Source organism: Paraburkholderia atlantica (assembly GCF_009362785.1).
GTDB classification, from domain to species: Bacteria; Pseudomonadota; Gammaproteobacteria; order Burkholderiales; family Burkholderiaceae; genus Paraburkholderia; species Paraburkholderia atlantica.
On the sequence record NZ_WHNQ01000005.1, the window covers coordinates 151986 to 173962 of the forward strand.

A 21977-nucleotide genomic window follows, 5' to 3' on the forward strand; every position below is an offset into this window, starting at 1 on the left:
GCCAGCAGGTTAGAGAGCAATCTTACCCCTGATGGCCGCAACGATTTCTGACACGGTCGACGAGGGCCGGTTCAGCAACAATCCATTCGAGATAAGGATCGGAACGCCAGCGATCGTTAGCAGCAGAGCCGCGCGACTGCTGGCTTGCACGCGATTGTGTCCTCGTTACACTGGACTGGAATCGGCGCTCACAAGGCGCCGCCGCTGCAGGATCAGCCAGACGGGGTGAGCGATGACAACAGCAATGGTCAAACAGGAAATCGCCGTGGCCTCGTTCAGCCGGGTGTATGACCTCGACGAGGTCGAAAGCGCGCTGAACGGTCTCGGCGAGGGCGCGAACGAGGCGCTGCGCGCAACCTACGAAAAGATGCTGAAGACGGGCAATCTGCGCTTCTGCGTGAAGCCGAACCGGATGCCATCGATCGACGATCTGATTGACGCGCTGCCCAATTTTTCAGCGCCGCTCGACGACATCCGCAAGCAGGTCGCGCTGTGCCTCGAAACCGAGGACCGGCTCGAACTGATGCCTATCCTGCTGCTCGGCGAACCCGGCATCGGCAAGACGCATTTCGCAAAGCAGTTGGCGCGCCTGCTCGGCACCGCGTACCAATATGTCGCGATGAGTTCGCTGACGGCAGGCTGGATTCTGTCGGGCGCGTCGTCGCAATGGAAGAACGCGAAACCGGGCAAGGTGTTCGATGCGCTCGTGAACGGCAGCTACGCGAACCCGGTGATCGCCGTCGACGAGATCGACAAGGCGACCGGCGATTCGCAATACGACCCGCTCGGCGCGTTGTACGCGCTACTCGAACACGACACCGCCCAGAGCTTTGTCGACGAGTTCGCCGAGATAGCGATCAACGCGGGCAACGTGATCTGGATCGCGACCGCCAACGACGAACGCGCGATCCCCGAGCCGATCCTGAACCGCATGAACGTCTACGAGATCCCGCCGCCGGACCACGCGGGCGCGCGACGCATCGCGCAGTCGATCTACGACGAGATCCGCGGCGCGCACAACTGGGGCCTGCGCTTTCCGGAGACGCTCGGCGACGCGACGCTCGATGCGCTCAAGCGGGCATCGCCGCGCGAAATGCGCCGCGCGATCCTGAACGGCTTCGGCGCGGCGCGCATCGCGGGACGCGACCAGGTCGAACCCGCCGATATCCGGCTCGATTACGGAAACCGGCGAAAACCGATCGGTTTTTAACGTTTTCGGCCGGTTTTTCGCACCAAACCTGCGCTTTTTTGCGATTTTGGTGGCTGTCGCGGCAATTCGTACGGTGTGTGTGGTGAATGCAACGGCAATTATTGCTGTTTTCGATGTGGATCGCGGAGCCAAGCCGGTTTGCGCCGCCATCACCAGGTCGATGCGCACGAGCGTTTGTCACTTCTGTCTGTACCGAGTCGTACAATTTTCCGTGGGGGTGATAAAAAGACATAAGCAGACCCAGCGGACAGATACGTTCGACAATGAACGGAACGCGGCGGCGAGGTGCCGTTCCTGTCTTCCTTCCATCGGCTGAACGAGGCAGCGCGCGGCGCGATGCGCCGCGTCAACGGATATGGATCAAATCGAATGTGTAGTGATCGGTGCCGGCGTGATCGGCCTTGCGACGGCGCGCGCTCTCGCGGCGCGCGGGCGCGAAGTGATCGTGCTGGAGGCCGCCGACGCGATCGGCGTGGGCACGAGTTCACGCAATAGCGAAGTGATTCACGCGGGCATCTACTATCCGCGCGGATCGCTGAAGGCCACGCTGTGCGTGCGCGGGCGTGAAATGCTGTATGACTACTGCGCCGAGCGCAACGTGCCTCATTCGCGCTGCGGCAAGCTGCTCGTCGCGACGTCGCGCAACCAGATTCCGCAGCTCGAAAGCATCATGGCCAAAGGGCGCGACAACGGTGTGCTCGACCTGATGCGCATCACCGGCGATCAGGCGCAGGCGCTCGAACCGGCGCTCGAATGCGTGGAGGCGGTGTTTTCGCCGCAGACGGGCATCGTCGATAGTCATCAGTACATGCTCGCGCTGCAAGGCGATGCCGAGCGCGACGGCGCCATGTGCGCGTTCCATGCGCCGGTCGAGGCGATCGAGGCTCACAACGGCCGCTTCACGATCGCGGTCGGCGGTGCGGCGCCCACCACGATCAGCGCCGCCTGCGTGATCAACAGCGCGGGTCTGCATGCGAACGCGCTCGCGCGCAAGATTCGCGGTCTCGACCCGCGCCACGTGCCGCCGCTTTACTTCGCGCGCGGCAATTACTTCAGCATCTCGGGGCGCGCGCCGTTCAGCCGCCTGATCTATCCGATGCCGAACGAGGCCGGCCTCGGCGTGCATCTGACGCTCGATCTCGGCGGCCAGGCGCGTTTCGGGCCCGACGTCGAATGGGTCGATGCGATCAATTACGACGTCGATCCGCATCGCGCGGAGTCGTTTTATGCGGCGATCCGCGCGTACTGGCCGGCCTTGCCCGATGACGCGTTGCAGCCGGCTTACGCGGGCATTCGTCCGAAGCTTTCGGGTCCTGGCGAACCCGCCGCCGATTTCGTGATTCAGGGGCCGGCCGCGCATGGCGTGCGCGGCCTCGTCAATCTGTTCGGCATCGAGTCGCCGGGTTTGACGGCATCACTGGCGATCGCGCAGCGGGTGTGCGAGCTGGCGGGGCGCGCGTAAGGCCGCGGTTACACCGTACCGATCCGCTTATCTCCAGCATTTGGAATATCACGGGAGACGGCTTCGTTGCTATGCTTTGCGAACGCTGTCATCAGAACGGCGTTGATTCCAATAGAAATGGAGTGAGTCCCCATGAGATCTTCCCGTCGTACGTTTTTGATCACCAGCATCGGTGTGGCATCGACACTCGCACTGTCGCGCCAGGCGTTCGCCGACGCGCCGAAAGTTTCCGAAACCGATCCGACCGCGCAGGCGCTTGGCTACAAGGCGGACGCGAGCAAGGTCGACAAGGCGAAATTCGCCAAATTCGAGCCTGGCCAGCAATGCAGCAACTGCAGCTTCTTCCAGGGCAAGGCGGGCGACGCCTACGGCGGCTGCCCGATGTTCGCGGGCAAACAGGTGGCGGCCACGGGATGGTGCAGCGCCTATAACAAGAAGGCCTGATCGAGCCTGCGTTTGATGTGTTAGCAGGCTTTGCGCCGGATGCGTGGCGACATCGCGGCGCATCCCGTGACTACACCCATCGTGGCGTTTTGCGCCGAATGCGGCGCAAGCTGTGCAGCGCACAAGCCGGGCGGCATTTTCAAAGCTTCATTGCAGCAGGCCGCTGGTTTTTTCAGCGCCGCGCTTTCATCAATGGCGGGCGCCTGTCGAACCACGGCCGCGCCGCCTCGAGTTGCGCGGCGAGTCTGAACAGCGTCGCCTCACCGCCGACACGCGCGGCGAACTGCACGCCGATCGGCAGCCCGCGCGCGTTCCAGTACAAGGGCACCGACATCGCCGGCTGTCCGCTCAGGTTGAACAGCTCGGTGCAGCCGGCCCACGCGAATGCCTTGTTCGACGCTTCGAACAGCAGTTTTTTCATCAATCGTTCCAGCGGCATCGTGGTGACCGCGCGCATCTGCATGCGCTCGACGGAGCTCGGCCGCATCTCGCCGATCTTGATCGGCGCGGACGCGAGCGTCGCGCATAACAGCACGTCGTAGCGGTTCAGCAGATCGGTCAGACGCGCGGTGATGCGGCGCTGTTCGTCGAGCGCGGCCGGCAAGCCCTGCTCGCCGATCTTGCGGCCGACATGCGCCATCGCCCACGTCGAAATTTCGAACTCGCCGCGCGTTGGCTTGTGGCCGGTGATGCGCTCCGCGTTCAGCACGAGGTCTTCGGCGGTCACCGACCACAGCGTCAGGAACGCATGACGGACCGCCGCGAAATCGACGCCGAGCGACACCGGCTCCAGACGATGGCCGAGTGAGCTCGCGAGTTGCGCGGCGTCGTCGAGCGCGGCGCGGGCATCGGCCGATAACGACGGTGCGAGCATCGGTTCGGTCACGTAGGCGATCGTCAGCGGCTTGCATGGCTCGCGCGTCGCGCCGAGAAAGGTGCCGGGCGCGCCGGTCGGCCGCTCGGCGTTGCCCGCCAGCAGGTCGAGCAGCAATGCGCTGTCGCGCACGCTGCGCGAGACGGCGTGATCGATGCCGAGTTCGCCGGCGCTGGCCTGCGCCGCGCGCGGCACGCGGCCGCGCGAGGGTTTCAGGCCGAACAGTCCGCAGCATGACGCCGGAATCCGGATCGAGCCGCCGCCGTCCGACGCATGCGCGAGCGGCACGACGCCGGCGGCGACCGCCGCCGCCGCGCCGCCGCTCGAACCGCCCGGCGTGTGATCGAGATTCCACGGATTGCGGCACGCGCCGAATAGTTCGGGCTCCGTATAAGGCATCTGGCCGAGCTCGGAGGTGCTGGTCTTCGCGAAGATATTCAGACCCGCCGCTTTCGCGAGCGCGACGACCGGCGCGTCCTGCGTCGGAATGAAGTGGCGGTAGTGGCGGCTGCCCATGGCCATGCGCAGTCCCGCCACGGGCGCGCCGAGATCCTTGATCAGGAACGGCACGCCGGCGAGCGCGGCGTGGGCGGTCGAGTCGTCGATTCCGTTCACGCCTTCGACGCTATTCGCGCGATTCGCGTCGTCGCGCGACGCACGCTGGCGGGCCGCATCGTAGTCTTTCAGAACGACCGCGTTGATCGCGGGATTGACGGCCTCGGTGCGCGAAATCGCGACGTCGATCAGTTCGCGCGCGCTAACCTGGCGCGTGCGCACGAGTTCGGCGAGGCCGATGGCGTCATGAGCGAGATAGTCTGATAGCACGTCGGTTGAGCCCTCGCGGTCGGTTGGCATGCTGCGTCGAATTCGCGGCCGGCCATGCAAGCGCGACAGCGTCGTTTCGCTCGATTTCGCGTTGCTCCGCTCGGGAGTCGCGCATGTGACAAGACGGCGTGTCGGCCGACACGCCGTCTTGCACAGAGTACCTGAGTTGGACGCCGACGTGACTGATGTGAATTCGAATGCTCACTTCAAATGCGTGAGCTCCGCGAATTACATCCGCTCGCCGAGGAACGTCAGCGTGCGGCCATGCGCCAGTGCCGCCGCGTGCTGGTTGTACGACGCACGATCCGAGCAGTTGAAGCCGTGGTCCGCGTTCGGGTAGATGTTGAATTGCACGTCGGCGCGACCCGCGAAGCGCTCCTGAATCTGGCCGATGTCCGACGGCAAAATATGCGCGTCGAGCTCGCCGTAGTGGAACTGCATCGGCACCTTGACGTTCGCGGCCTTGTCGAGATGGTTGTGGATGCCGCCGCCGTAGTAGGCGACTGCGGCGTCGACCGAACCGGCCGCCGCGGCCAGGTAGGCGAGACGGCCGCCGAAGCAGTAGCCGATCGCTGCGACCTTGCCGGTCACTTCCGACAGCGCGCGCAAGGCAGCCGCGGCGGCGCCGATGTCGGCGACCGCGTCGTCGACCTTGGTCTTCTGCATCAGCTCGATGCCCTTTTCCCGATCCTTGCCCTCATACGTCAACTCGACGCGCGGCTGCACGCGCCAGAACACGTCCGGGGCGAGCGCGACATAGCCGTCTTGCGCGTACTGATCGGCGACCGAACGGATATGGCTGTTCACGCCGAAGATTTCCTGGATGATGATGACCGCCGGTCCCTTGCCGCCCTTGGGCAGCGCGAGGTAGCCGCCGAAAGTGTCGTTGCCGGCCGGGATGTCGATCCATCGGGAAGTCGTGCTCATGCTGTTCTCCATTGACTCGCGCGAACGCCGCGCGAGGTCGGTGTGTATGAAACGCTCAAGGCCACGCGGCCCTGCAGCGGGCGGTCAGTTTGCCATCAAAAGAACCGGCTTGCAGCGAGGCGGGACGGGGCCTCGCGGCCGATGCGGCGCGCTTCGATTCTCGTAAGGCGATTGAAACGATCTCGATAATTCATTTCTCTGCGATAGCGCGTGTGGGTACAGTCAACGCGTAATGACTCGCGCGTGTCAGCGCATCTCGCAACATGTTGGCGAGCGCATCGATCAGCACATCGACGGCTTTGCGCCGGAAAGGAAACGAACATGAATGAAGGCGGTTTTGTGACGCCGTTTGCCGAGCGTTTCCGGATGCGAGTACCTGTCGTGCAGGCGCCGATGGCCGGCGGCGCGACGACGCCGGCGCTCGTCGCGGCGGTGTCGAATGCGGGCGGACTCGGTTTTCTCGCGGGCGCGGCGCTCGCACCCGAGAAGATCGCGAGCGAAGTCGCGGCGATTCGCGCGCTGACCGATCGCCCGTTCGGCGTGAATCTGTTCGTGCTCGATCCCGCCTCACCCGATGAAGCGACCGTGCGCCGCGCGCTCGACGCGATCGATCCGCTGCGCGCCGAGCTCGGTTTGCCGCCGGGCCAGCCGCTCGCACGGTATGCGCCGGACTTTCGCGCGCAACTGGAGGCGCTGATCGAATTACGAGTGCCGGTCGCCGGCTTTACGTTCGGACTGCTCCCGGCGGCCGACGTCGAGCGTTTGCACGCCAGCGGCAGCTATGTAGTTGGGACTGCGACGCATGTTGCCGAGGGCATCGCGTGGCGCGATGCGGGCGCCGATTCGGTCACCGCGCAAGGCGCGGAGGCGGGCGCGCATCGCGGCACGTTCATCGGCGCATTCGAAGATGCGCTGGTCGGCACGATGGCGCTCGTGCCGCAACTGGGCGACGCGACCGGGCTGCCGGTGCTGGCGGCCGGCGGCATCATGGACGGTCGCGGCATCGTCGCGGCACTCGCGCTCGGCGCCCAAGCCGCGGTGATGGGCACCGCGTTCCTGACCACGCGCGAGAGCGCGATCCCCGAGGTATGGAAAACCCGCGTGCGCGGTGTGTCCGATACGTCGACCACGGTGACGCGCGCGATCACCGGCCGTCATGCGCGCGGCATCCGCAATCCGTTGATGCAACGTTTGCGCGAATCGGCGCAAAGCATTGCGCCGTATCCGGTGCAAAACGCGTTGACGCAGGAGTTGCGGCAAAACGCGGCGCGTGCGCAGAACGGCGACTATCTGTCGTTGTGGGCGGGGCAGGGTGCGCCGCTCGGGCGCACGCGCGCCGAAGGAATCGGCGCGGCCGAACTGATGGCGCAGTTCGAGCAGGAATGGCGGGCGACCTCCGTGCGAATCGCCGAGTTCATGCGTTGATTGCGTGGTCGATTTAAGGCTGATTTAAGTTTTTTACCGCAGTCACATTCCTGTGCGGCACGCCACATTTTTGAGTTGAAAAAACCTTCGAATCTTATGTGACAGAAGCCGGAAAAACGCTAAATCCGCGCCCGCGGAGAATCTTCCCAATTATCGGAAACCCGCATGGGACGGGGCTTTGCGGCTCACTCACCCAAGCCGCGAGCGGCTCGAGTAGGAACTGCGCTATTAGTGTTGTTCCCACTTTCTCAAAAAATTCCCCCAAATTAATTTGTTGGCCTACACTTGCGCGCAAGTACGGTTTGCCAACTGCCACAAACAGTCCGGTAAACGTACTGGCCAAGTGCATGAACGATGCAACCGGCGTGGTCGTCCACGGGACTGAGCGACACGTGTAGGGGAAGCGGGGCACAGGGCGATTACGTTGTTTTGACCGAAACTGGAGACTTACATGAGCATCAAAATTCAAAAGCTGTTGCCGATCAGCGCTGCCGCTCTGCTGTTCGCGACGTTGGCAACATCGGCCGCGGCCGACACGGTCATCAAGATCGGTCACGTTGCGCCGTTGACTGGCGGTATCGCTCACCTGGGTAAGGACAACGAGAACGGCGCGCGCTTGGCCGTTGAGGAAATCAACGCGAAGGGTCTGACGATCGGTGGCCAGAAGGTCACGCTGCAACTCGACGCGCAAGACGACGCGGCTGACCCCCGCACGGCTACGCAGGTTGCGCAGAAGCTCGTCGACGACAAGGTAGTCGCCGTGGTCGGCCACCTGAACTCGGGCACCTCGATCCCGGCATCGAAGATCTATAGCGATTCGGGCATCGTGCAGATCTCGCCGTCGGCAACGAACCCGGCCTACACGCAGCAAGGCTTCAAGACGACCTACCGCGTCGTCGCGACCGACGCTCAGCAAGGCCCGGCACTCGCGAACTACGCGGCGAAGGGCATGAAGGTGAAGAGCGTCGCGATCGTCGACGACTCGACCGCGTACGGCCAGGGTCTCGCGAACGAGTTCGAGAAGACGGCGAAGGCGCTCGGTTTGAACGTCGTGTCGCACGACGCGACGAACGACAAGGCCGTCGACTTCCGCGCGATTCTGACGAAGATCAAGGGTGAAAATCCCGACGCGATCATGTACGGCGGCATGGACGCAACCGGCGGCCCGTTCGCCAAGCAGGCGAAGCAACTCGGCCTGCGCGCGAAGGTGCTGGCAGGTGACGGCGTGTGTACCGACAAGCTGTCGGACCTGGCCGGCGACGCAACCGACAACATCGTCTGCTCGGAAGCCGGCATGGCGCTCGAAAAGATGGCGGGCGGCAAGGCGTTCGAAACGAAGTACGAGAAGCGCTTCGGCCAGCCGATCCAGATTTACGCGCCGTTCACGTATGACGCGGTGTACATCATCGTCGACGCGATGAAGCGCGCTAACTCGACCGAACCGGCGAAGATCCTGGCTGCGATGCCGGCGACCGACTACAAGGGCGTGATCGGCGAAACGACGTTCGACTCGAAGGGCGACCTGCAGCACGGCGTGATCTCGCTGTACAACTACAAGCAAGGCAAGAAGACGCTGCTCGACGTCGTGAAGATGTAAATTCGGTGTGATCGAAGGCGGCGTCGCGCCGCAATTCGATTCGCTGCTTTAGAGGCACGTGAGCCGTGAGGCTTGCGTGCCTTTTCTTTTGTTCACCGCTCCCGTCAGATCTTCAGACGCCGCAGCACCTTCGGCCCGGCGAAGGCGATCATCGCGGCGCAAACGGCGACGACCGACAGCCCGATCGTCAGATTGGTCACCTGCGCGACCGCGCCGATGATCACCGGTCCGAGCAGCAAGCCGAAATAGGCCAGCCCGGCGACGTGCGCGAGCCCCTCGGCCGCGTGGATGCCCTTCACGCTCGCCGCCGCCGCGAACAGCACCGGCATCATGTTCGCGAGGCCCAGGCCGATCAGCGCAAAGCCGGCGAGCGCGGCGACCGGATTCGGCAGCAGCAGCGCGTCGACCATTCCGGCGCAGGCGAGAGTCGCGCTGATCATCACGAGCTGCGGTGCGCCGAAGCGGGCGCGCACCGCGTCGCCGGCAAAACGCGCGGCCGCCATCCCGCCGGAAAACGCCGCGTAGGCGGCGCTCGCGAGCGCCGGCGTCGAGAGCACGACATCGCGCATATAGACCGTGGCCCAGTCGTACATCGCGCCTTCGGCGATCAGCGCGACCAGCGCCATCGTGCCGAGCGCCCAGAGCGCCGGCGAGCGCCAGCGGCTTGCGCGCGGCGCAGCGGCATCGGGATGCTCGGCGTGCGGCACGTGCGGCAGCACCGACGGGCACGCCAGCACCAGCACGAGCGCGCTGACCGCCGCCGCGAGCGCGAGATGCAGGGCCGGCGCCATGCCGCGCGACAGCAGCGCCCCGCCGACCGCCGCGCCGAACATCCCGCCAAGGCTGAACATGCCGTGCAGCGACGACATGATCGGCTTGCCGAGCGCTTTTTCGACAGCGCTCGCTTCGGCGTTCATCGCGACGTCGAGCGTGGCCATGCCGGCGCCGAAGACGGCCAGCACGACCAGCAGAATCCAGTACGCCGGCACGACCAGAATCAGCGCCGCGCAGGCGGCCATCGCGAGGCCGCCGGCCAGGCAGGCGCGGCGCGTGCCGACCCGCGCGATCCACGACGCATTGGTCACCATTGCGCCGATCGATCCGCCCGCCACCGCGAACAAGGCGAACGACAGCATCGCCGGATTCAGATGGAAGCGGTCGCGCACCGTCGGCACGTGCACGCCCCACGACGCGTACATCATGCCGGCGATGAAAAACAGCGCCATCGTGGCGATTCGTGCGCGTTGCCGTGCGGTGACGGACAGGTTGCGATGGGCGGCCGGCAGGACGGCGAATTCGGAGGCGTGGTGATCGGGCACGGAGGTCTCGAGGCGGAGGGCGCGAGAAAGCGCATTGAAAGCGGATCTCCGATTTTATCGAAGCGTGGTGGCTAACGCTTGGAGCCGTGGGATCGGGCGCATACGATTGATAGGCTGGGGATGCAACGAAGCGGGATTGCCGGAGGTCATGCTTTGCCGCGCCGCAGTTGGCTTTTGCATCGCCACGCCCGGCGGCTTTTGTGCCGCTCACCGCTCTTCGTTCATTCCAAATTCACCCGAGGAACGCTCAGTTGAATATTCCCGCTCACGCTCCGCTGCATCTGCTGCACAAGGCCTCGGTCGGCACGCTCGCCACGCACGCTCGCCAGCCCGAGGGCTTTCCGTATCCGTCGGTGCTGCCGTTCGCGCCGGACGCGCGGCATCGTCCGACGATCCTCGTGAGCCGGCTCGCGGAGCACACTCACAATTTGCACGCCGATCCGCGCGCGGGTTTTCTGGCCGTCGACGCAGCCGACGGCGACGTGCTGAGCGGCCAGCGCGTCACGCTGCTCGGCCGCTTTGAGCCGGTCGACTCCAGCCCGGAACTGGTGCGGCGCTACCTGCGCTATCAGCCGGACGCGGAGCGCTATCTGGCGTTGGGCGATTTCACGTTCTGGATCATGGAGATCGAGCGGCTGCGCTACATCGGCGGCTTCGGGGCGATGGGCTGGCTCGACGGCGCCGAACTCGATCCGCTGCCGCCGCTCGCCGCCAGCGAGGAGGACGCGCTGATCACGGAATTCGGTCGCCGGCTGAGTGGCGCGGGCGACGTCGAATTGCTGGGCATCGATCGTTATGGCGCCGATCTGAAACGCAACGGCGTGCGCCGTCGTTTCGCATTCGATGACGCCCGGTCCGATTCCGGGACATTGCACGCGGCGCTCGAAGTCTGCATCGAGCGGCATGCGGATTAAGCATTTATCGTTTATCGGGAAACTTAGGGTGCAGCAGTCACGGCGAAGGGGCACCCGTATCAATAGCGCGCTTATCCGAGCCAAAGCTTTCATGCCGTGAAATGTTTGATGTGCAATAGACGCCTCAAGTCTCATTTTCTGATAGATAAATCGGATCAATATGCAGATCGGCGGGATTTTTTCAGCGGGGTGCGAAATCAGCTATTTGAAAGGCCGTAGTCCGACCGAGAAGCAGCAGGAAACTTTTTGAAACGAATTTAAATTAATTTTTTCCGGGCGCTTATCCAGTCTTTCTATTTTGTGTTAATCTCGCCATCAAATTCCGAGGCATGAAACCTTCAAAGGCGAGTCGGCAAAAGACCGGCGTCATTTATCCATACCACAAGGGAACCTATGTCTTCCTACAAGGAACTACTCGCGCAGCGCGAGAAGCTCGAAAAGCAGATTGAAGAAGCGAAGTCGCGCGAATACGCGGAAGTCTTGAATGAAATCAAGCAGAAAATGGCGGACTACGGCATTTCGCTGAGCGAACTCGGCGGCGGCCGCGCACCGAAGGGCGCTAAAGCGAGCCGGCCGCGCGCAGGCGTCGCGCCTAAATATCGCGATCCCGAAAGCGGCAGCACGTGGTCCGGTCGCGGCAAGCCGCCGCGCTGGATCGCGGGTCTTGATCGCGAGAAGTTTCTGATCCAGAAGTAATCGCGATCCGGCGGGCGGTGAAGGTTGCCTGCACGTAATGCGAATACCGGCAATCCATCGCGTTTATAGCCTGCTGCAGAATCTCAAAAAGCCGCGCACCGTTCAGGGCGCGGTTTTGTCATGTGGGGCGCCCGGCTGTTGTCGCATGTGCTTCAGGTAACTGGAACGCGAATGCTTTTCGTTTAGATAAGCGACTGATTTTAAAAAGGTTTTTCCGCGGGCTTCCCTGCGCGAGCGATTCGAGGCGGGTACAATAACAACAATTGACCTTTCCGCCTTTTCAGCATGCCGTCCGCCGCGATCGCCCAAACCGCCGAGAAACAACGCGTTGCGCGCAAAAGTACCTTTGCGAGTATTGCGGTCAATACCGTGTTGATGACGCTGCAAATCATCATCGGCACGATCGCGCACTCGCAGGCGCTAGTTGCCGACGGTGTCCATTCGCTCGCCGATCTCATTTCCGATTTTGTGGTGCTGATTGCCAATCGGCATAGCGGGGCAAAACCCGACGCGGATCACAATTACGGACATAGCCGTTATGAGACTGTGGCGTCGTTATTTCTCGGCGCACTGCTGATCTCGGTCGGCGTCGGCATGTTGTGGCGCGCCGGTACGCGGCTCGCCGATCTACAAAATATCCCCGCCGTGCACATGAGCGCGCTCGCAGTCGCGGTGCTCGTACTTGTCTGCAAGGAAGCGCTGTTTCGCTACATGCTGCGCGAGGCGAAGCGCGTGCGTTCCGCGATGCTGATCGCGAACGCATGGCACGCGCGCTCGGACGCGGCGTCGTCGCTGGTGGTGGGGATCGGCGTGATCGGCAGTCTCGTTGGCTTGCGGTTGCTCGACCCGATTGCGGCGGCCATCGTCGGCTTCATGGTCGCGCGCATGGGGTGGACCTTCGGTTGGGACGCGCTGCAGGATCTGTCGGACCGTGCGCTCGACGAAACCGCCGCCGCCGACATGCGCGCGTTGCTGATGTCCACCCCGGGTGTGCGTGACGTGCATGAAATGCGCACGCGCAAGATGGGCGATTTCGCGCTCGTCGACGCGCACATCCTCGTCGATCCGATGATTTCGGTGTCGGAAGGCCATTACATCGCGGAGTCGGCGCGTCTGCGTGTGCTGACCGACAAGCGCGTGCTCGACGCGCTGATCCACGTTGACCCGGAAAACGATGCGCTCGCGCATCCACCGGTCGATCTGCCGCCGCGCGAGCGCGTGACCGCCGAAGTCGACGCGGCGCTGGCTGCCGGTGGCTTGCGGGCCGCTGCGGTGAATTTGCACTACCTGAGCACCGGGCTAGACGTGGAGGTGGTGTTGCCTGCGGCGGGGTCCGGTGAAGGGCGTGCTGCAGAGAGCGCCGAGGCCGCTCGTCTGCTTGAAAGCGAGGCGCAGTCGCTCGGCCGCGTCGATCTGGCGGCGCTCAAGCGACGCCTCGGTGCGCGCAAGCTCGACGTGCTGCTGCAACGGGATATCTCGGCCGCGCAAGGCGGTTCGGCGGCCGATCTCAAGACCGGCGTCGCCCCCGCCGGTCGGTCAAGCGCCACGGAGCCTCACAACGCCGCCTGAGTTTGGTGAGTTTCGGACGCTCGAAACCGCGAACTCCCATCTTGCCGGCGGCGGCATCCGTCACAACGGCAACTGCGTATCGAACTTGATTTCGCGCAGCACCACGCTCGTGCGCACCTGCGCGACGGCCGGAATCTTGAAAATGCGTTCGTGCAGGAAGCTGTCGTACGCCTTGATGTCCGGCGCGACGATCTTCAGGATGTAATCGGATTCACCGGTCGTGCTGTAACACTCGGTCACTTCGGGGCAGGTAGCGATTTCCCGTTCGAACTGCTCGACGCCGCCTTCGGTGTGACGAGTCAGATGGATATGCGCGAGCGCGCATACGTGCAAGCCGAGCTTTTCGCGATCGAGCAGCGCCGTGTAACGCTGGATCACGCCCGACTGTTCCATATCCTTGATGCGCCGCCAGCACGGCGTGCTCGACAACCCGACCTGGTCGGAGATTTCCTGCACGGAACGGCGTGCGTCGAGCTGCAGCAGGCGCAGGATCTTCTGTGAGAACGTATCGAGTGTCAACTGCGCCTCCGTTAGCGTCGCCGTATCAACGAATGGTAGAGGGCGCGAAAACGAAACGCAATGTAAAACGGCTCTCGCGAGCGAGATTGCCTAATTTACCGGGTCCGGAGCGGCGTTTTGCCCTGAGCCGTCCCCATCATCCTTGCCGTCTCCCGGCAGCTCGGGCTGACGGGCGCGCAAGTCCTTCAGCATGTTGCAAAAGAGGGCACCTTGCTCGATTGCGTCGTCGAGCGCGACGTGCGTGTGCGGGTGCTCGTCGAACCAGTGCTTCGGAAAGCGCGGCTTGATGTTCTTGCGGTACGGCAGACCGGTCATCGCGAACGCGAGCGTCTTGATGTCGAGCGCCGACCACGAGAACGGGCAGCGGCCGACGAAGCGCATCATGTACCAGAACATATAGGTGAAGTCGAAGCCCGCCGGCATCGCGACGAACACCGGCTTGCCCGGCAGCGCCTCGACCCAATCGACATAGGCGCTCAGGGCGGCCTCGGGCTTCTGCAAGTCCTGGCGGCAGGCCGCCCATGCTTCCGGCTGGGTCTTCCACCACGCTTCCTGCACCGGATGCGGCGCCGCGCCTTCGAGTAGTTCGAGATTCGCCGAGAACGTCGCGATCAGCTGCTTGTCCTCGGTGTACGCGGCGGATGCGAAGCTCAGCATCGAGTGCGGACCGGGGATCGGACCATCCGCTTCGACGTCGGTACTGACATAGATTTCGCTGCTCATGCGCCCACTCCGTCTGCGACGTAGGGATTGGTGCGGCGCTCGGCGCCGAACGTCGAGGTCGGGCCGTGGCCCGGCACGAATGTGACGTCGTCGCCGAGCGGCCAGAGTTTGTCGCGGATCGAACGGATCAGGTCCGCGTGGTTGCCGCGCGGGAAATCCGTGCGGCCGATCGAGCCGGCGAACAGCACGTCGCCGACCAGCGCAAGCCTATGCGCGCGGCTGAAGAAGACGACGTGGCCCGGCGTGTGCCCGGGGCAGTGGTAGACCTCGAAGTTCTCGCCGCCGAATTGCACGGTGTCGCCGTCTTGTAGCCAGCGGTCCGGCTCGAAGGAGTCGGCGGCCGGGAAGCCGAAGCGGGTGCTTTGATCCGGCAGCTTGTCGAGCCAGAAGCGTTCGTCGGGATGCGGACCTTCGATCGGCACGCCGTAGTGGGTAGCGAGTGTCTTAGCACCGGCGCAGTGATCGATGTGGCCATGGGTCAGCAAGACCTTCTCGACGCTCACGTTCTGCCGCGCGATCTCACCTTGGATCAGGTCGAGGTCGCCGCCCGGATCGACGACGGCCGCGCGCCCGGTGGTCTCGCAAACGAGCAGCGAGCAGTTCTGCTGGAACGGCGTGACGGGGATCAGGGTGACTTTCATGGCTGGACGACGCGCTGGAAAAACGTTGATTGTACCGGCCTCGCGACAGTCTCCGCCGCCGACGCGACGGGGCCTCCGCAAGGCATTGTCGCGCCTTTCGCATGCCCATTTTTGCGATAAATGTGAAGATTGATCAACGATTTGGGGCGCTCGCCATCCCAAAAATTTTTTTTGGGTATAATGGACTCCATGCACAAGAGTTGTGCTGCCACAAGGCGATGCTTCTCCACAAAACGGGGATGCCGCTCGCTATTCAAGTAAGGGCTGTCGGAATGCCGACGGCCATCAAGTATCGATGCGTTCGATGCACACGTCTTGCCCAGCCAGGCGCCGCGCGCCTGCTACGGAATTAACCTCCGTGACGCTGGGTGGGGCCTACGCCGCCGTTCCTGCGCGCTGAGTTGCGCGCGCAAGAACGTGTCTTTGCCACGTTCGATTGGCGGCATGTGGGGTCTGGTCAGGCTGCCGGGGACAGGTTGCGCCAGACGTGAAAATTAACCGTGCGGTAGCGGCTCAGTGAGCCGTATCCGGGCTTTGACGTACTGCGCTTTTTCGCGCGGCGCGTTGTCGTCCCTACCGCCGGAGCCGCAAGCAACATGCCCAGCAGTTTCGCGGGTGACGCGGCTCGACAATGTGTTTGCACGTCTTATGAAAACTCGGCTATCCCGTGGTCTAGGGACTCTTTTTGCCTTTTTTGTACTGGCCGGCTGCGCCACGCCTCCGGGCGCGAGCGATACGTCCGCGGACGACATGCCGCAACGTACGAAGAACATGCACCTGAGTTCTTTCGGACCGCAATCGTTCGGTAGCGCGCCGGCCTCGAGCCCGAGCACGTCGAACGCGCCTGCGCCGTCGCTGGCTGACGCGAAGCCGCTCACCGACGACGGCGTCGACGTTCCGGACTTCCATCAGATCGGACGCGCGTCGTGGTACGGACGCTTCTTCCACGGCCGCCGCACCGCCAACGGCGAGCGTTACGACATGCACGCCATGACGGCCGCGCATCGTACGCTGCCGCTTGGCTCGTACGTGCGGGTGACCAATCCGGCCAATTCGCGCTCGGTGATCGTACGGATCAACGATCGCGGTCCGTACGCGCGTGGCCGCGTGATCGACCTGTCGATGGCGGCCGCCGGCATGCTCGACATGCGCCACAGCGGCACCGCGCGGGTCAAGATCGAAGGGCTCACGCAGCAGGAAGCGCGCGCCGAGCTGAACGAGACGCTCGCGTCGAACTCGGATTCGAACAAGTGATGTGACGTGACGCGGCGGTGACGCCGCGTCCACTGAACGAATCGTCTGTAGACAAGCGAAGGGCCGCGATATGCGGCCCTTTTCTTTTTCCTTCCACCTTTTACTCGCCCGGCTTGGCTCTCAGACGTCGGGCTTGTCTTCCTTCAGCGCGAGCGCGCGCGTGTACAGCGCGTTGCGCGATGCGCCCGTGAGCGACGCCGCGACCTTCGCCGCGCTGCTCACCGTCAATTCTTCCAGCAGGATGCCGAGCAGCGCGTCGTGATCGTGCTCGCCGGCCGCTTCGGGCGACGCGCCCTCGACCACCAGCACGAATTCGCCCCGCTGCCGGTTCGCATCGGCGGCGAGCCACGCTGGCCCTTCGGCCAGGGTGCCCTGGTGCAACGCTTCGTGTAACTTCGTCAGTTCCCGCGCGATCAGCAGACGGCGCGTGCCGCCGAACGCATCGGCGAGTGCCTGCACCGTCTCGACGATCCGGTGCGGCGCTTCGTAGAACACCATCGCGTGAGGATGTTGCACGAGCGCCTGCAAGGCGGCGGCGCGCGCCTTCGGCTTCGGCGGCAGGAAGCCGAGGAACGAGAACGTCGCGACCCAGTCGCCGGTAGCGCTGAGCGCGGTGGCGAGTGCACTCGCGCCGGGCAGCGGGACTACCGGGAAGCCGGCCTCGCGCACGGCATCGACGAGCTTGGCGCCCGGGTCCGAGATGCCCGGCGTGCCCGCGTCGGACACGTAGGCCACGCGCTCGCCGGCTTGCAGGTATTCGATCACGCGCTGCGCGGCTGCCCGCTCGTTGTGCTGATGCACGGCGACGAGCGGCTTCGAGATGCCGTAGCGCGCGAGCAGCTGACCGGTGTTGCGGGTGTCTTCGGCGGCGATGCGATCCGCGAGTCCGAGCACGTGCAGCGCGCGCAGCGTGATGTCGGCGATGTTGCCGATCGGCGTGGCCACCACATATAGCGCGGCGGCGGGGTACTGCTGCCCTTGCGCGAGTTCGGAGAGAGGAGTCATGACACGGAAGACACAAACAGACGGAACGAGGCCGACATTGTGCCATGTGGGCTTGCGCGAGCAGGTCGCGTCGAAGAATACGCAAAAGACGCCCATCAGCGCCAGTCCGGAAACCGCCCACAACTTTTACTACGCGCACCAGTCCAAATCCGTCGGCGCGGCATTCGAAGCGCGCGCGCAAGAATTTTTGCAGCGACAGCGTCTGCGCTTAGTTGCGCGCAACGTGACGTGTCGGGGCGGCGAGATCGATCTCGTGATGCGTGATCGCGACGGCGCGCTGGTGTTCGTCGAAGTTCGCGCCCGTGCGCAGCGGCATTACGGCGGTGCGGCCGCGAGCATCGGTTGGCAGAAGAGGCAGCGCATCGTGCGAGCGGCGCGGCACTATCTGGCGACGCGCGCCGCGACGAACCGCGGCGGCCCGCGCGACGAACCCGCGTGCCGTTTCGACGTAATCGCGTTCGAGAGCGGCAAGCTCGTTTGGTTGCGCGATGCGTTTCGCGCCGACGAACTCTGACGGCCCGCGCGGACAACGTGCGTGAGTGCGATAAACTTGCGCTCGCGTGCCGCGCGAGCTCATCGGCGGCCATAGCCTGGCAGTATGACTTCACAACACGGCCGCACAGTGCGGTCCATTCGCGGTAGAAGATAGAGACTCGATGTCAGTCGAACGCATCCAACAACACTTCCGCGACAGCGCGGCAGTCAAACTCGAAGCCCTCGAAACCCTGTCGATGCCGATCGCCGCCGCGATCGACACGATGTTCGCCGCGCTCGCCAATGGCAATCGCATCCTCGCGTGCGGCAACGGTGGTTCGGCCGCCGATGCGCAGCATTTCGCCGCCGAGCTGATTGGTCGCTTCGAGCGCGAGCGGCCAGGCCTGCCGGCCATTGCGCTCAGTACCGATACCTCCGTGCTCACCGCGATCGCCAACGACTATTCGTTCGAACAGATTTACGCGAAACAGGTCTGGGCGCTCGGTCAGCCCGGCGACGTGTTGCTCGCAATCTCCACATCCGGTAATTCCGCAAACGTGCTCGCCGCGATCGAGGCCGCGCATGAGCGCGAAATGATCGTCGTTGCGCTGACCGGCAAGGGCGGCGGCCGCGCGCACGAAGTGCTGAGCGACACCGACATCCACGTATGCGTGCCGTCCGATCGCACCGCGCGCATTCAGGAAGTACACCTGCTGACCATCCATTGCCTGTGCGACGGCATCGATGCCATGTTGCTCGGCGAAGACTGAGACTGATTTCGAAGGAGAGCTAGTTGATGAGCGTATTCCGCATCAAGAAGACACTGGTTAGAACCGTGCTGGTGGTCGGGTTCGCAGCGGGGCTGTCGGCCACGCTGCAAGGCTGCTTTCTCGCCGTCGGGGCCGCGGCGGGCGGTGGCGCGCTGATGGCGACCGACCGCCGTACGCTCGGCGCGCAGACCGAGGATCGCGAGATTCAGGTGAAGGCGCTGTCGCAGATCAGCCAGAATCTGCCGGACTCCGCGCACGTGAACGTCACGGTGTTCAACCGCCGCGTGCTGCTGACTGGCGAGGTCGCGGGCGAGGTGTCGAAGCAGCGCGCCGAGAGCATCGTGCGGAACATGAGCAACGTGAATACGATCGTCAATGAACTGGCGATCATGCCGGCGAGCTCGTTCTCGTCGCGCACCAACGACACCTATCTCGAAACGCGCGTGAAGACCGCGCTGATTGCCGAGAAGAACATTTCGGCGAACAACTTCAAGGTCGTGGCCGAGCGCAGCAACGTTTATCTGATGGGCCTCGTCACGATGGACGAAGGCAAAATCGGCGCCGACGTCACGAGCCGCGTGCCGGGTGTCGTGCAGGTCGTCAAGGTGTTCCAGTACATCCAGCCGCAGGAAGCGGAGGCTGCTGCGGCCGCTACGTCGACGGCGCCGGCGGCCGCCTCGCAGCCCGAGGTTAGCGAGCCTACCGTCGGCGCGATTCCCGATTCGGGGGTGAGCGCGCGGCCGCTCGATCAGCAGGCGCCTGCGCCGGTTAATTCGTCGACGGCGGTGCGGCCCGGCAATCCGAAGGCGGTGCCTTGATGCGCGGTGGGACGTTTAGGGTTGTCGTGTTCGCATTGGTGGTCGGCGCGCTGGCGGGCACGATGACGTCGGGTGCTCGCGCGGCCGGGGGGCTGCACGGGCAGCAGGTCGCCGCCGCGAATGCCTGCATGGGGTGTCACGCGGTGGATCGCAAGCTGGTTGGTCCGTCGTTTCAGCAAATCGCCGCGAAGTACAAAGGCGACGCGCAGGCGCCGGCCAAACTCGCGCGCAAGGTGAGGGACGGTGGCTCCGGTGTATGGGGCATGATTCCGATGCCAGCCCATCAATCGATGAGCGATGCAGATATCCGCACGGTGGTCGATTGGGTGCTCGCGGGCGCGCCGTCCAGATGAGGTTTTCCCGAGGCTGGAGGCTTGGCAAAAGGGAAAATGGCTGTGCTAGAATTATTTTCGTTGGGGGGGTAGCTCAGCTGGGAGAGCGTCGCGTTCGCAATGCGAAGGTCGGGAGTTCGATCCTCCTCTCCTCCACCAATAAAATCAAAGGGTTACAGGTGTTTTGCCTGTAACCCTTTTCTCTTTCTTGGGTCTGTGTAACCGCGGTGTAACCGGATTTCGTCGTACTCGTTCCATGTAAATCAACAGGTTCGATTAACCGCTGGAATGGGTGCGCGGCGAATGGGCGTGGCTTGCGATACATCGGGACGGCCCTAGGTTACAGTTCGGAGCGTTTACAGGATCTCTACGCAACGGGGCTATGAGCGATCTTTACTCACCACGCGAGCGCATTGCTGCTGCAATGCGGCTTCACGTCACATTGAAAGAGTGTCTTGGCCGGGCGACGTGGACGCCGGTCGAAGGCGCGCTCATGATGTCAGGCGTTCTTGCGCCCGAGGGGTGTGAAGAGATGCCGGACGGCGGGGTGGGGCTTGATGGCGAACCGCTCCCTAACGGTGGGCATAGGCGCTTCCACGGCGCACGCCGAATCATGCGCGAATGGCACGAGTGGGCCAGCGAGCAGGAGGGAAACGGAGGGACTACTCCAACGAAGATGACGCCGCACCAGTTCATCGATTGGTTTGAGCGCGAAGAGATCGAGACGGAGTGGTTGACGTTGTTCATCGATGTCATCGTCGGCAAGCCGGCTTCTGGACAGGTCGACTTCATCCCATCGCAAGTTGTCGAATACGCCGCGCAGTCGATGGCGATGATTGATTCGATGCGTGCGGTGCTAGGTGGTGTCCCTGCGAATACATTGCCTGCACTTGTACCCGAAGTTCCGGCCAGTCCCCGGAAGTCGGCAGCGCGCGTCCCGATGCCGATTCCCGAGAATCGGGACCTCCTCTCTACCGACGAGTTTGCGGCAGTGATGGCCGTTGATCCCCAATCCATTCGCAAGCGGTATTCCAGTGAGGGAAGTTACCACGGCGTTCGGCCGGTCAAACTGGCGAACCGCCGGGTGCTCTGGCCGGTTGATGCGGTGAGGCAGTTGCGCAATGGCGGTATCGTCGGCAGGGAGTGAGACGCTCGTCGTGGTCCGATAGTCTCGTTTAGATTGGTGCGTCCGGCGCGTGCTCCCCATCCAGTCCATTGATGGCGGCATTCCGGATTAATCGCTCGATTATCTGCCGTCTTGTCATGCCATACTGCGCAACCAAACCCTCCAGTTGGTCGCGGACCTCTTCAGATAAGGCAAAATTGCTTTGCTTCTTATCCTTGAGGTTGGCTCTTGCCTGTTGCCGTTTTAATTCCTGCTTGATTTTTTCGATATGGAATTGCCTTTCTTCAAGGCTGAATTCCTTGGTGTCGAGAAAAAATAAAATATCGTCAAGTTTGGAAAACCTTGCACTTGCTTGCAGGGAGCGGCCATGCTCTTTCTGATACCAGTCCCATGCAGCCTCGCATTTTTGCTTTTCTTTTCCATTCTTGAACCAAATGTAATGCCTGTCTAGTTCAAGGTGATGATTCCAGTCCGATTTTAACCGCGCCAGTCTCCGTTGCTTGTCCGTGATTGGAATATCCCATGAATCAATAAGTGCGACAATCGCTTCCCTTTGGTTCAGTCCCGGTGGACATTCGGAGCGAGGCGTTTCGTATTTCTTATCGATCTCATGTATTAGCCAATTAACCTGTCTACCGCGTTTCTCGATCCATTGGAGGTCGTCTGCACTCAAGAGCTGGGTTGTTTTCTGGTCGCTCAGAGTATTCGCGAGCCCACAGCGACGTACGATAGCGGCCATGTCTTGATACATGGCTTGCATGCCGAATTTGTCGTCATCAAGTCCCGTCAGTCCTAACCGCTGTTCACGGTCGATATCCCTTAGGACCATCCATAGCCACGCCACCGTTCTGTCGTCAAGCGTCCAGTCGGGAAGCTCGCGCCCAAGTGGCGTGCGCCTCGAGTCATTGAAAATTGTTATCGTCATTAAATTTTAGTTTATAAAATCAATGGATCGGCTCGTGCTTTCGACAAGAAATACATTGCTGAATATATCGTAAATGTAGCTCGAATACATCAGATCCTATATGAGAAATATCCCGGAAATATACTGGA

At 63.1% G+C, this 21977-nt stretch carries 23 protein-coding genes and 1 tRNA gene; 15 read left to right on the forward strand and 9 right to left on the reverse strand.

Annotated elements, in window-relative coordinates:
* Positions 1–232: 232 nt before the first annotated feature.
* The 3 genes from GCT19_RS09360 to GCT19_RS09370 all read left to right on the forward strand — a co-directional run bounded on the left by GCT19_RS09360 (position 233) and on the right by GCT19_RS09370 (position 3116).
* On the forward strand, positions 233–1210 hold the full coding sequence (locus GCT19_RS09360) for an AAA family ATPase (protein ID WP_026228969.1): 978 nt from the start codon (positions 233–235) through the stop codon (positions 1208–1210).
* Positions 1211–1565: 355 nt separating this feature from the next.
* Positions 1566–2672 (forward strand): NAD(P)/FAD-dependent oxidoreductase, encoded by a 1107-nt coding sequence (locus GCT19_RS09365; RefSeq protein WP_018436895.1) that lies wholly within the window; start codon positions 1566–1568, stop codon positions 2670–2672.
* A 132-nt stretch (positions 2673–2804) separates the two neighbouring features.
* Positions 2805–3116, forward strand: coding sequence for a high-potential iron-sulfur protein (locus GCT19_RS09370; RefSeq protein WP_013088115.1), 312 nt, complete (start codon positions 2805–2807; stop codon positions 3114–3116).
* A gap of 172 nt (positions 3117–3288) precedes the next feature.
* On the opposite strand, the gene GCT19_RS09375 is transcribed toward GCT19_RS09370, so the two are convergent.
* On the reverse strand, positions 3289–4845 hold the full coding sequence (locus GCT19_RS09375) for an amidase (RefSeq protein WP_152851708.1): 1557 nt from the start codon (positions 4843–4845) through the stop codon (positions 3289–3291).
* A 198-nt stretch (positions 4846–5043) separates the two neighbouring features.
* The gene (locus GCT19_RS09380; RefSeq protein ID WP_018436892.1) at positions 5044–5742 is read right to left on the reverse strand and encodes a dienelactone hydrolase family protein; all 699 of its coding nucleotides are present in this window, start codon (positions 5740–5742) and stop codon (positions 5044–5046) included.
* A gap of 321 nt (positions 5743–6063) precedes the next feature.
* On the opposite strand from GCT19_RS09380, the gene GCT19_RS09385 reads away from it, so the two are divergent.
* Together GCT19_RS09385 and GCT19_RS09390 are read left to right on the forward strand one after the other, a co-directional pair.
* Positions 6064–7167, forward strand: coding sequence for an NAD(P)H-dependent flavin oxidoreductase (locus GCT19_RS09385; RefSeq protein ID WP_152851709.1), 1104 nt, complete (start codon positions 6064–6066; stop codon positions 7165–7167).
* Positions 7168–7618: 451 nt separating this feature from the next.
* The gene (locus GCT19_RS09390) at positions 7619–8764 is read left to right on the forward strand and encodes a branched-chain amino acid ABC transporter substrate-binding protein (RefSeq protein WP_018436890.1); all 1146 of its coding nucleotides are present in this window, start codon (positions 7619–7621) and stop codon (positions 8762–8764) included.
* 104 nt (positions 8765–8868) lie between these two features.
* Here the strand turns inward: GCT19_RS09390 and GCT19_RS09395 are convergent, their stop codons facing one another.
* Complete coding sequence (locus GCT19_RS09395) at positions 8869–10083, reverse strand: MFS transporter (protein ID WP_018436889.1); 1215 nt, start codon at positions 10081–10083, stop codon at positions 8869–8871.
* Positions 10084–10334: 251 nt separating this feature from the next.
* On the opposite strand from GCT19_RS09395, the gene GCT19_RS09400 reads away from it, so the two are divergent.
* Together GCT19_RS09400 and GCT19_RS09405 are read left to right on the forward strand one after the other, a co-directional pair.
* On the forward strand, positions 10335–10997 hold the full coding sequence (locus tag GCT19_RS09400; RefSeq protein WP_152851710.1) for a HugZ family pyridoxamine 5'-phosphate oxidase: 663 nt from the start codon (positions 10335–10337) through the stop codon (positions 10995–10997).
* Between the two features lie 393 nt (positions 10998–11390).
* Positions 11391–11693, forward strand: coding sequence for an H-NS histone family protein (locus GCT19_RS09405; protein WP_008921239.1), 303 nt, complete (start codon positions 11391–11393; stop codon positions 11691–11693).
* A gap of 102 nt (positions 11694–11795) precedes the next feature.
* Here GCT19_RS09405 and GCT19_RS42665 read toward each other — a convergent pair whose 3' ends face one another.
* The gene (locus GCT19_RS42665) at positions 11796–12080 is read right to left on the reverse strand and encodes a hypothetical protein (RefSeq protein WP_193727395.1); all 285 of its coding nucleotides are present in this window, start codon (positions 12078–12080) and stop codon (positions 11796–11798) included.
* On the opposite strand from GCT19_RS42665, the gene GCT19_RS09410 reads away from it, so the two are divergent.
* Positions 11979–13262: a cation diffusion facilitator family transporter gene (locus GCT19_RS09410; protein WP_152851711.1), complete on the forward strand. Its 1284-nt coding sequence runs from the start codon at positions 11979–11981 to the stop codon at positions 13260–13262. The two genes, GCT19_RS42665 and GCT19_RS09410, sit on opposite strands and share 102 nt — an antisense overlap.
* A 60-nt stretch (positions 13263–13322) precedes the next feature.
* On the opposite strand, the gene GCT19_RS09415 is transcribed toward GCT19_RS09410, so the two are convergent.
* From GCT19_RS09415 to GCT19_RS09425, 3 genes are all read right to left on the reverse strand, one after another.
* Entirely contained in the window at positions 13323–13781 is a 459-nt protein-coding gene (locus GCT19_RS09415) for an Lrp/AsnC family transcriptional regulator (RefSeq protein WP_012431468.1), read from the reverse strand.
* A 90-nt stretch (positions 13782–13871) separates the two neighbouring features.
* Positions 13872–14504, reverse strand: a complete 633-nt coding sequence (locus GCT19_RS09420) for a 3'-5' exonuclease family protein (protein ID WP_013088123.1) — start codon at positions 14502–14504, stop codon at positions 13872–13874.
* The gene (locus GCT19_RS09425; RefSeq protein WP_018436886.1) at positions 14501–15145 is read right to left on the reverse strand and encodes an MBL fold metallo-hydrolase; all 645 of its coding nucleotides are present in this window, start codon (positions 15143–15145) and stop codon (positions 14501–14503) included. Before GCT19_RS09425 ends, GCT19_RS09420 begins: the two co-directional genes overlap by 4 nt.
* 648 nt (positions 15146–15793) lie before the next feature.
* On the opposite strand from GCT19_RS09425, the gene GCT19_RS09430 reads away from it, so the two are divergent.
* A complete protein-coding gene (locus GCT19_RS09430; protein WP_013088125.1) occupies positions 15794–16399 on the forward strand; it encodes a septal ring lytic transglycosylase RlpA family protein in 606 nt (201 codons plus the stop codon).
* A gap of 120 nt (positions 16400–16519) precedes the next feature.
* Here the strand turns inward: GCT19_RS09430 and rsmI are convergent, their stop codons facing one another.
* A complete protein-coding gene (rsmI, locus tag GCT19_RS09435; protein WP_152851712.1) occupies positions 16520–17404 on the reverse strand; it encodes a 16S rRNA (cytidine(1402)-2'-O)-methyltransferase in 885 nt (294 codons plus the stop codon).
* On the opposite strand from rsmI, the gene GCT19_RS09440 reads away from it, so the two are divergent.
* The 6 genes from GCT19_RS09440 (at position 17403) to GCT19_RS09465 (ending at position 20945) form a co-directional block, all read left to right on the forward strand.
* On the forward strand, positions 17403–17918 hold the full coding sequence (locus GCT19_RS09440) for a YraN family protein (RefSeq protein ID WP_152851713.1): 516 nt from the start codon (positions 17403–17405) through the stop codon (positions 17916–17918). The genes rsmI and GCT19_RS09440 overlap by 2 nt on opposite strands.
* A 142-nt stretch (positions 17919–18060) precedes the next feature.
* Entirely contained in the window at positions 18061–18648 is a 588-nt protein-coding gene (locus GCT19_RS09445; RefSeq protein ID WP_013088130.1) for a phosphoheptose isomerase, read from the forward strand.
* Between the two features lie 26 nt (positions 18649–18674).
* On the forward strand, positions 18675–19466 hold the full coding sequence (locus tag GCT19_RS09450) for a BON domain-containing protein (RefSeq protein WP_018436882.1): 792 nt from the start codon (positions 18675–18677) through the stop codon (positions 19464–19466).
* Complete coding sequence (locus GCT19_RS09455) at positions 19466–19819, forward strand: c-type cytochrome (protein ID WP_152851714.1); 354 nt, start codon at positions 19466–19468, stop codon at positions 19817–19819. Before GCT19_RS09450 ends, GCT19_RS09455 begins: the two co-directional genes overlap by 1 nt.
* 62 nt (positions 19820–19881) lie before the next feature.
* Positions 19882–19957 (forward strand) — tRNA-Ala (locus GCT19_RS09460).
* Between the two features lie 223 nt (positions 19958–20180).
* The gene (locus GCT19_RS09465) at positions 20181–20945 is read left to right on the forward strand and encodes a hypothetical protein (RefSeq protein ID WP_227749222.1); all 765 of its coding nucleotides are present in this window, start codon (positions 20181–20183) and stop codon (positions 20943–20945) included.
* A 28-nt stretch (positions 20946–20973) separates the two neighbouring features.
* Here GCT19_RS09465 and GCT19_RS09470 read toward each other — a convergent pair whose 3' ends face one another.
* The gene (locus GCT19_RS09470) at positions 20974–21849 is read right to left on the reverse strand and encodes a hypothetical protein (protein ID WP_152851715.1); all 876 of its coding nucleotides are present in this window, start codon (positions 21847–21849) and stop codon (positions 20974–20976) included.
* Positions 21850–21977 lie beyond the last annotated feature (128 nt).

Bases quoted from the DNA above. Each gene is read 5' to 3' on its own strand.
- GCT19_RS09360 (WP_026228969.1), top strand. From the start codon at position 233: ATGACAACAGCAATGGTCAAACAGGAAATCGCCGTGGCCTCGTTCAGC.
- GCT19_RS09365 (WP_018436895.1), top strand. From the start codon at position 1,566: ATGGATCAAATCGAATGTGTAGTGATCGGTGCCGGCGTGATCGGCCTT.
- GCT19_RS09370 (WP_013088115.1), top strand. From the start codon at position 2,805: ATGAGATCTTCCCGTCGTACGTTTTTGATCACCAGCATCGGTGTGGCA.
- GCT19_RS09375 (WP_152851708.1), bottom strand. From the start codon at position 4,845: ATGCCAACCGACCGCGAGGGCTCAACCGACGTGCTATCAGACTATCTC.
- GCT19_RS09380 (WP_018436892.1), bottom strand. From the start codon at position 5,742: ATGAGCACGACTTCCCGATGGATCGACATCCCGGCCGGCAACGACACT.
- GCT19_RS09385 (WP_152851709.1), top strand. From the start codon at position 6,064: ATGAATGAAGGCGGTTTTGTGACGCCGTTTGCCGAGCGTTTCCGGATG.
- GCT19_RS09390 (WP_018436890.1), top strand. From the start codon at position 7,619: ATGAGCATCAAAATTCAAAAGCTGTTGCCGATCAGCGCTGCCGCTCTG.
- GCT19_RS09405 (WP_008921239.1), top strand. From the start codon at position 11,391: ATGTCTTCCTACAAGGAACTACTCGCGCAGCGCGAGAAGCTCGAAAAG.
- GCT19_RS09410 (WP_152851711.1), top strand. From the start codon at position 11,979: ATGCCGTCCGCCGCGATCGCCCAAACCGCCGAGAAACAACGCGTTGCG.
- GCT19_RS09420 (WP_013088123.1), bottom strand. From the start codon at position 14,504: ATGAGCAGCGAAATCTATGTCAGTACCGACGTCGAAGCGGATGGTCCG.
- GCT19_RS09425 (WP_018436886.1), bottom strand. From the start codon at position 15,145: ATGAAAGTCACCCTGATCCCCGTCACGCCGTTCCAGCAGAACTGCTCG.
- GCT19_RS09430 (WP_013088125.1), top strand. From the start codon at position 15,794: ATGAAAACTCGGCTATCCCGTGGTCTAGGGACTCTTTTTGCCTTTTTT.
- GCT19_RS09440 (WP_152851713.1), top strand. From the start codon at position 17,403: ATGACACGGAAGACACAAACAGACGGAACGAGGCCGACATTGTGCCAT.
- rsmI (WP_152851712.1), bottom strand. From the start codon at position 17,404: ATGACTCCTCTCTCCGAACTCGCGCAAGGGCAGCAGTACCCCGCCGCC.
- GCT19_RS09445 (WP_013088130.1), top strand. From the start codon at position 18,061: ATGTCAGTCGAACGCATCCAACAACACTTCCGCGACAGCGCGGCAGTC.
- GCT19_RS09450 (WP_018436882.1), top strand. From the start codon at position 18,675: ATGAGCGTATTCCGCATCAAGAAGACACTGGTTAGAACCGTGCTGGTG.
- GCT19_RS09455 (WP_152851714.1), top strand. From the start codon at position 19,466: ATGCGCGGTGGGACGTTTAGGGTTGTCGTGTTCGCATTGGTGGTCGGC.
- GCT19_RS09465 (WP_227749222.1), top strand. From the start codon at position 20,181: ATGAGCGATCTTTACTCACCACGCGAGCGCATTGCTGCTGCAATGCGG.
- GCT19_RS09470 (WP_152851715.1), bottom strand. From the start codon at position 21,849: ATGACGATAACAATTTTCAATGACTCGAGGCGCACGCCACTTGGGCGC.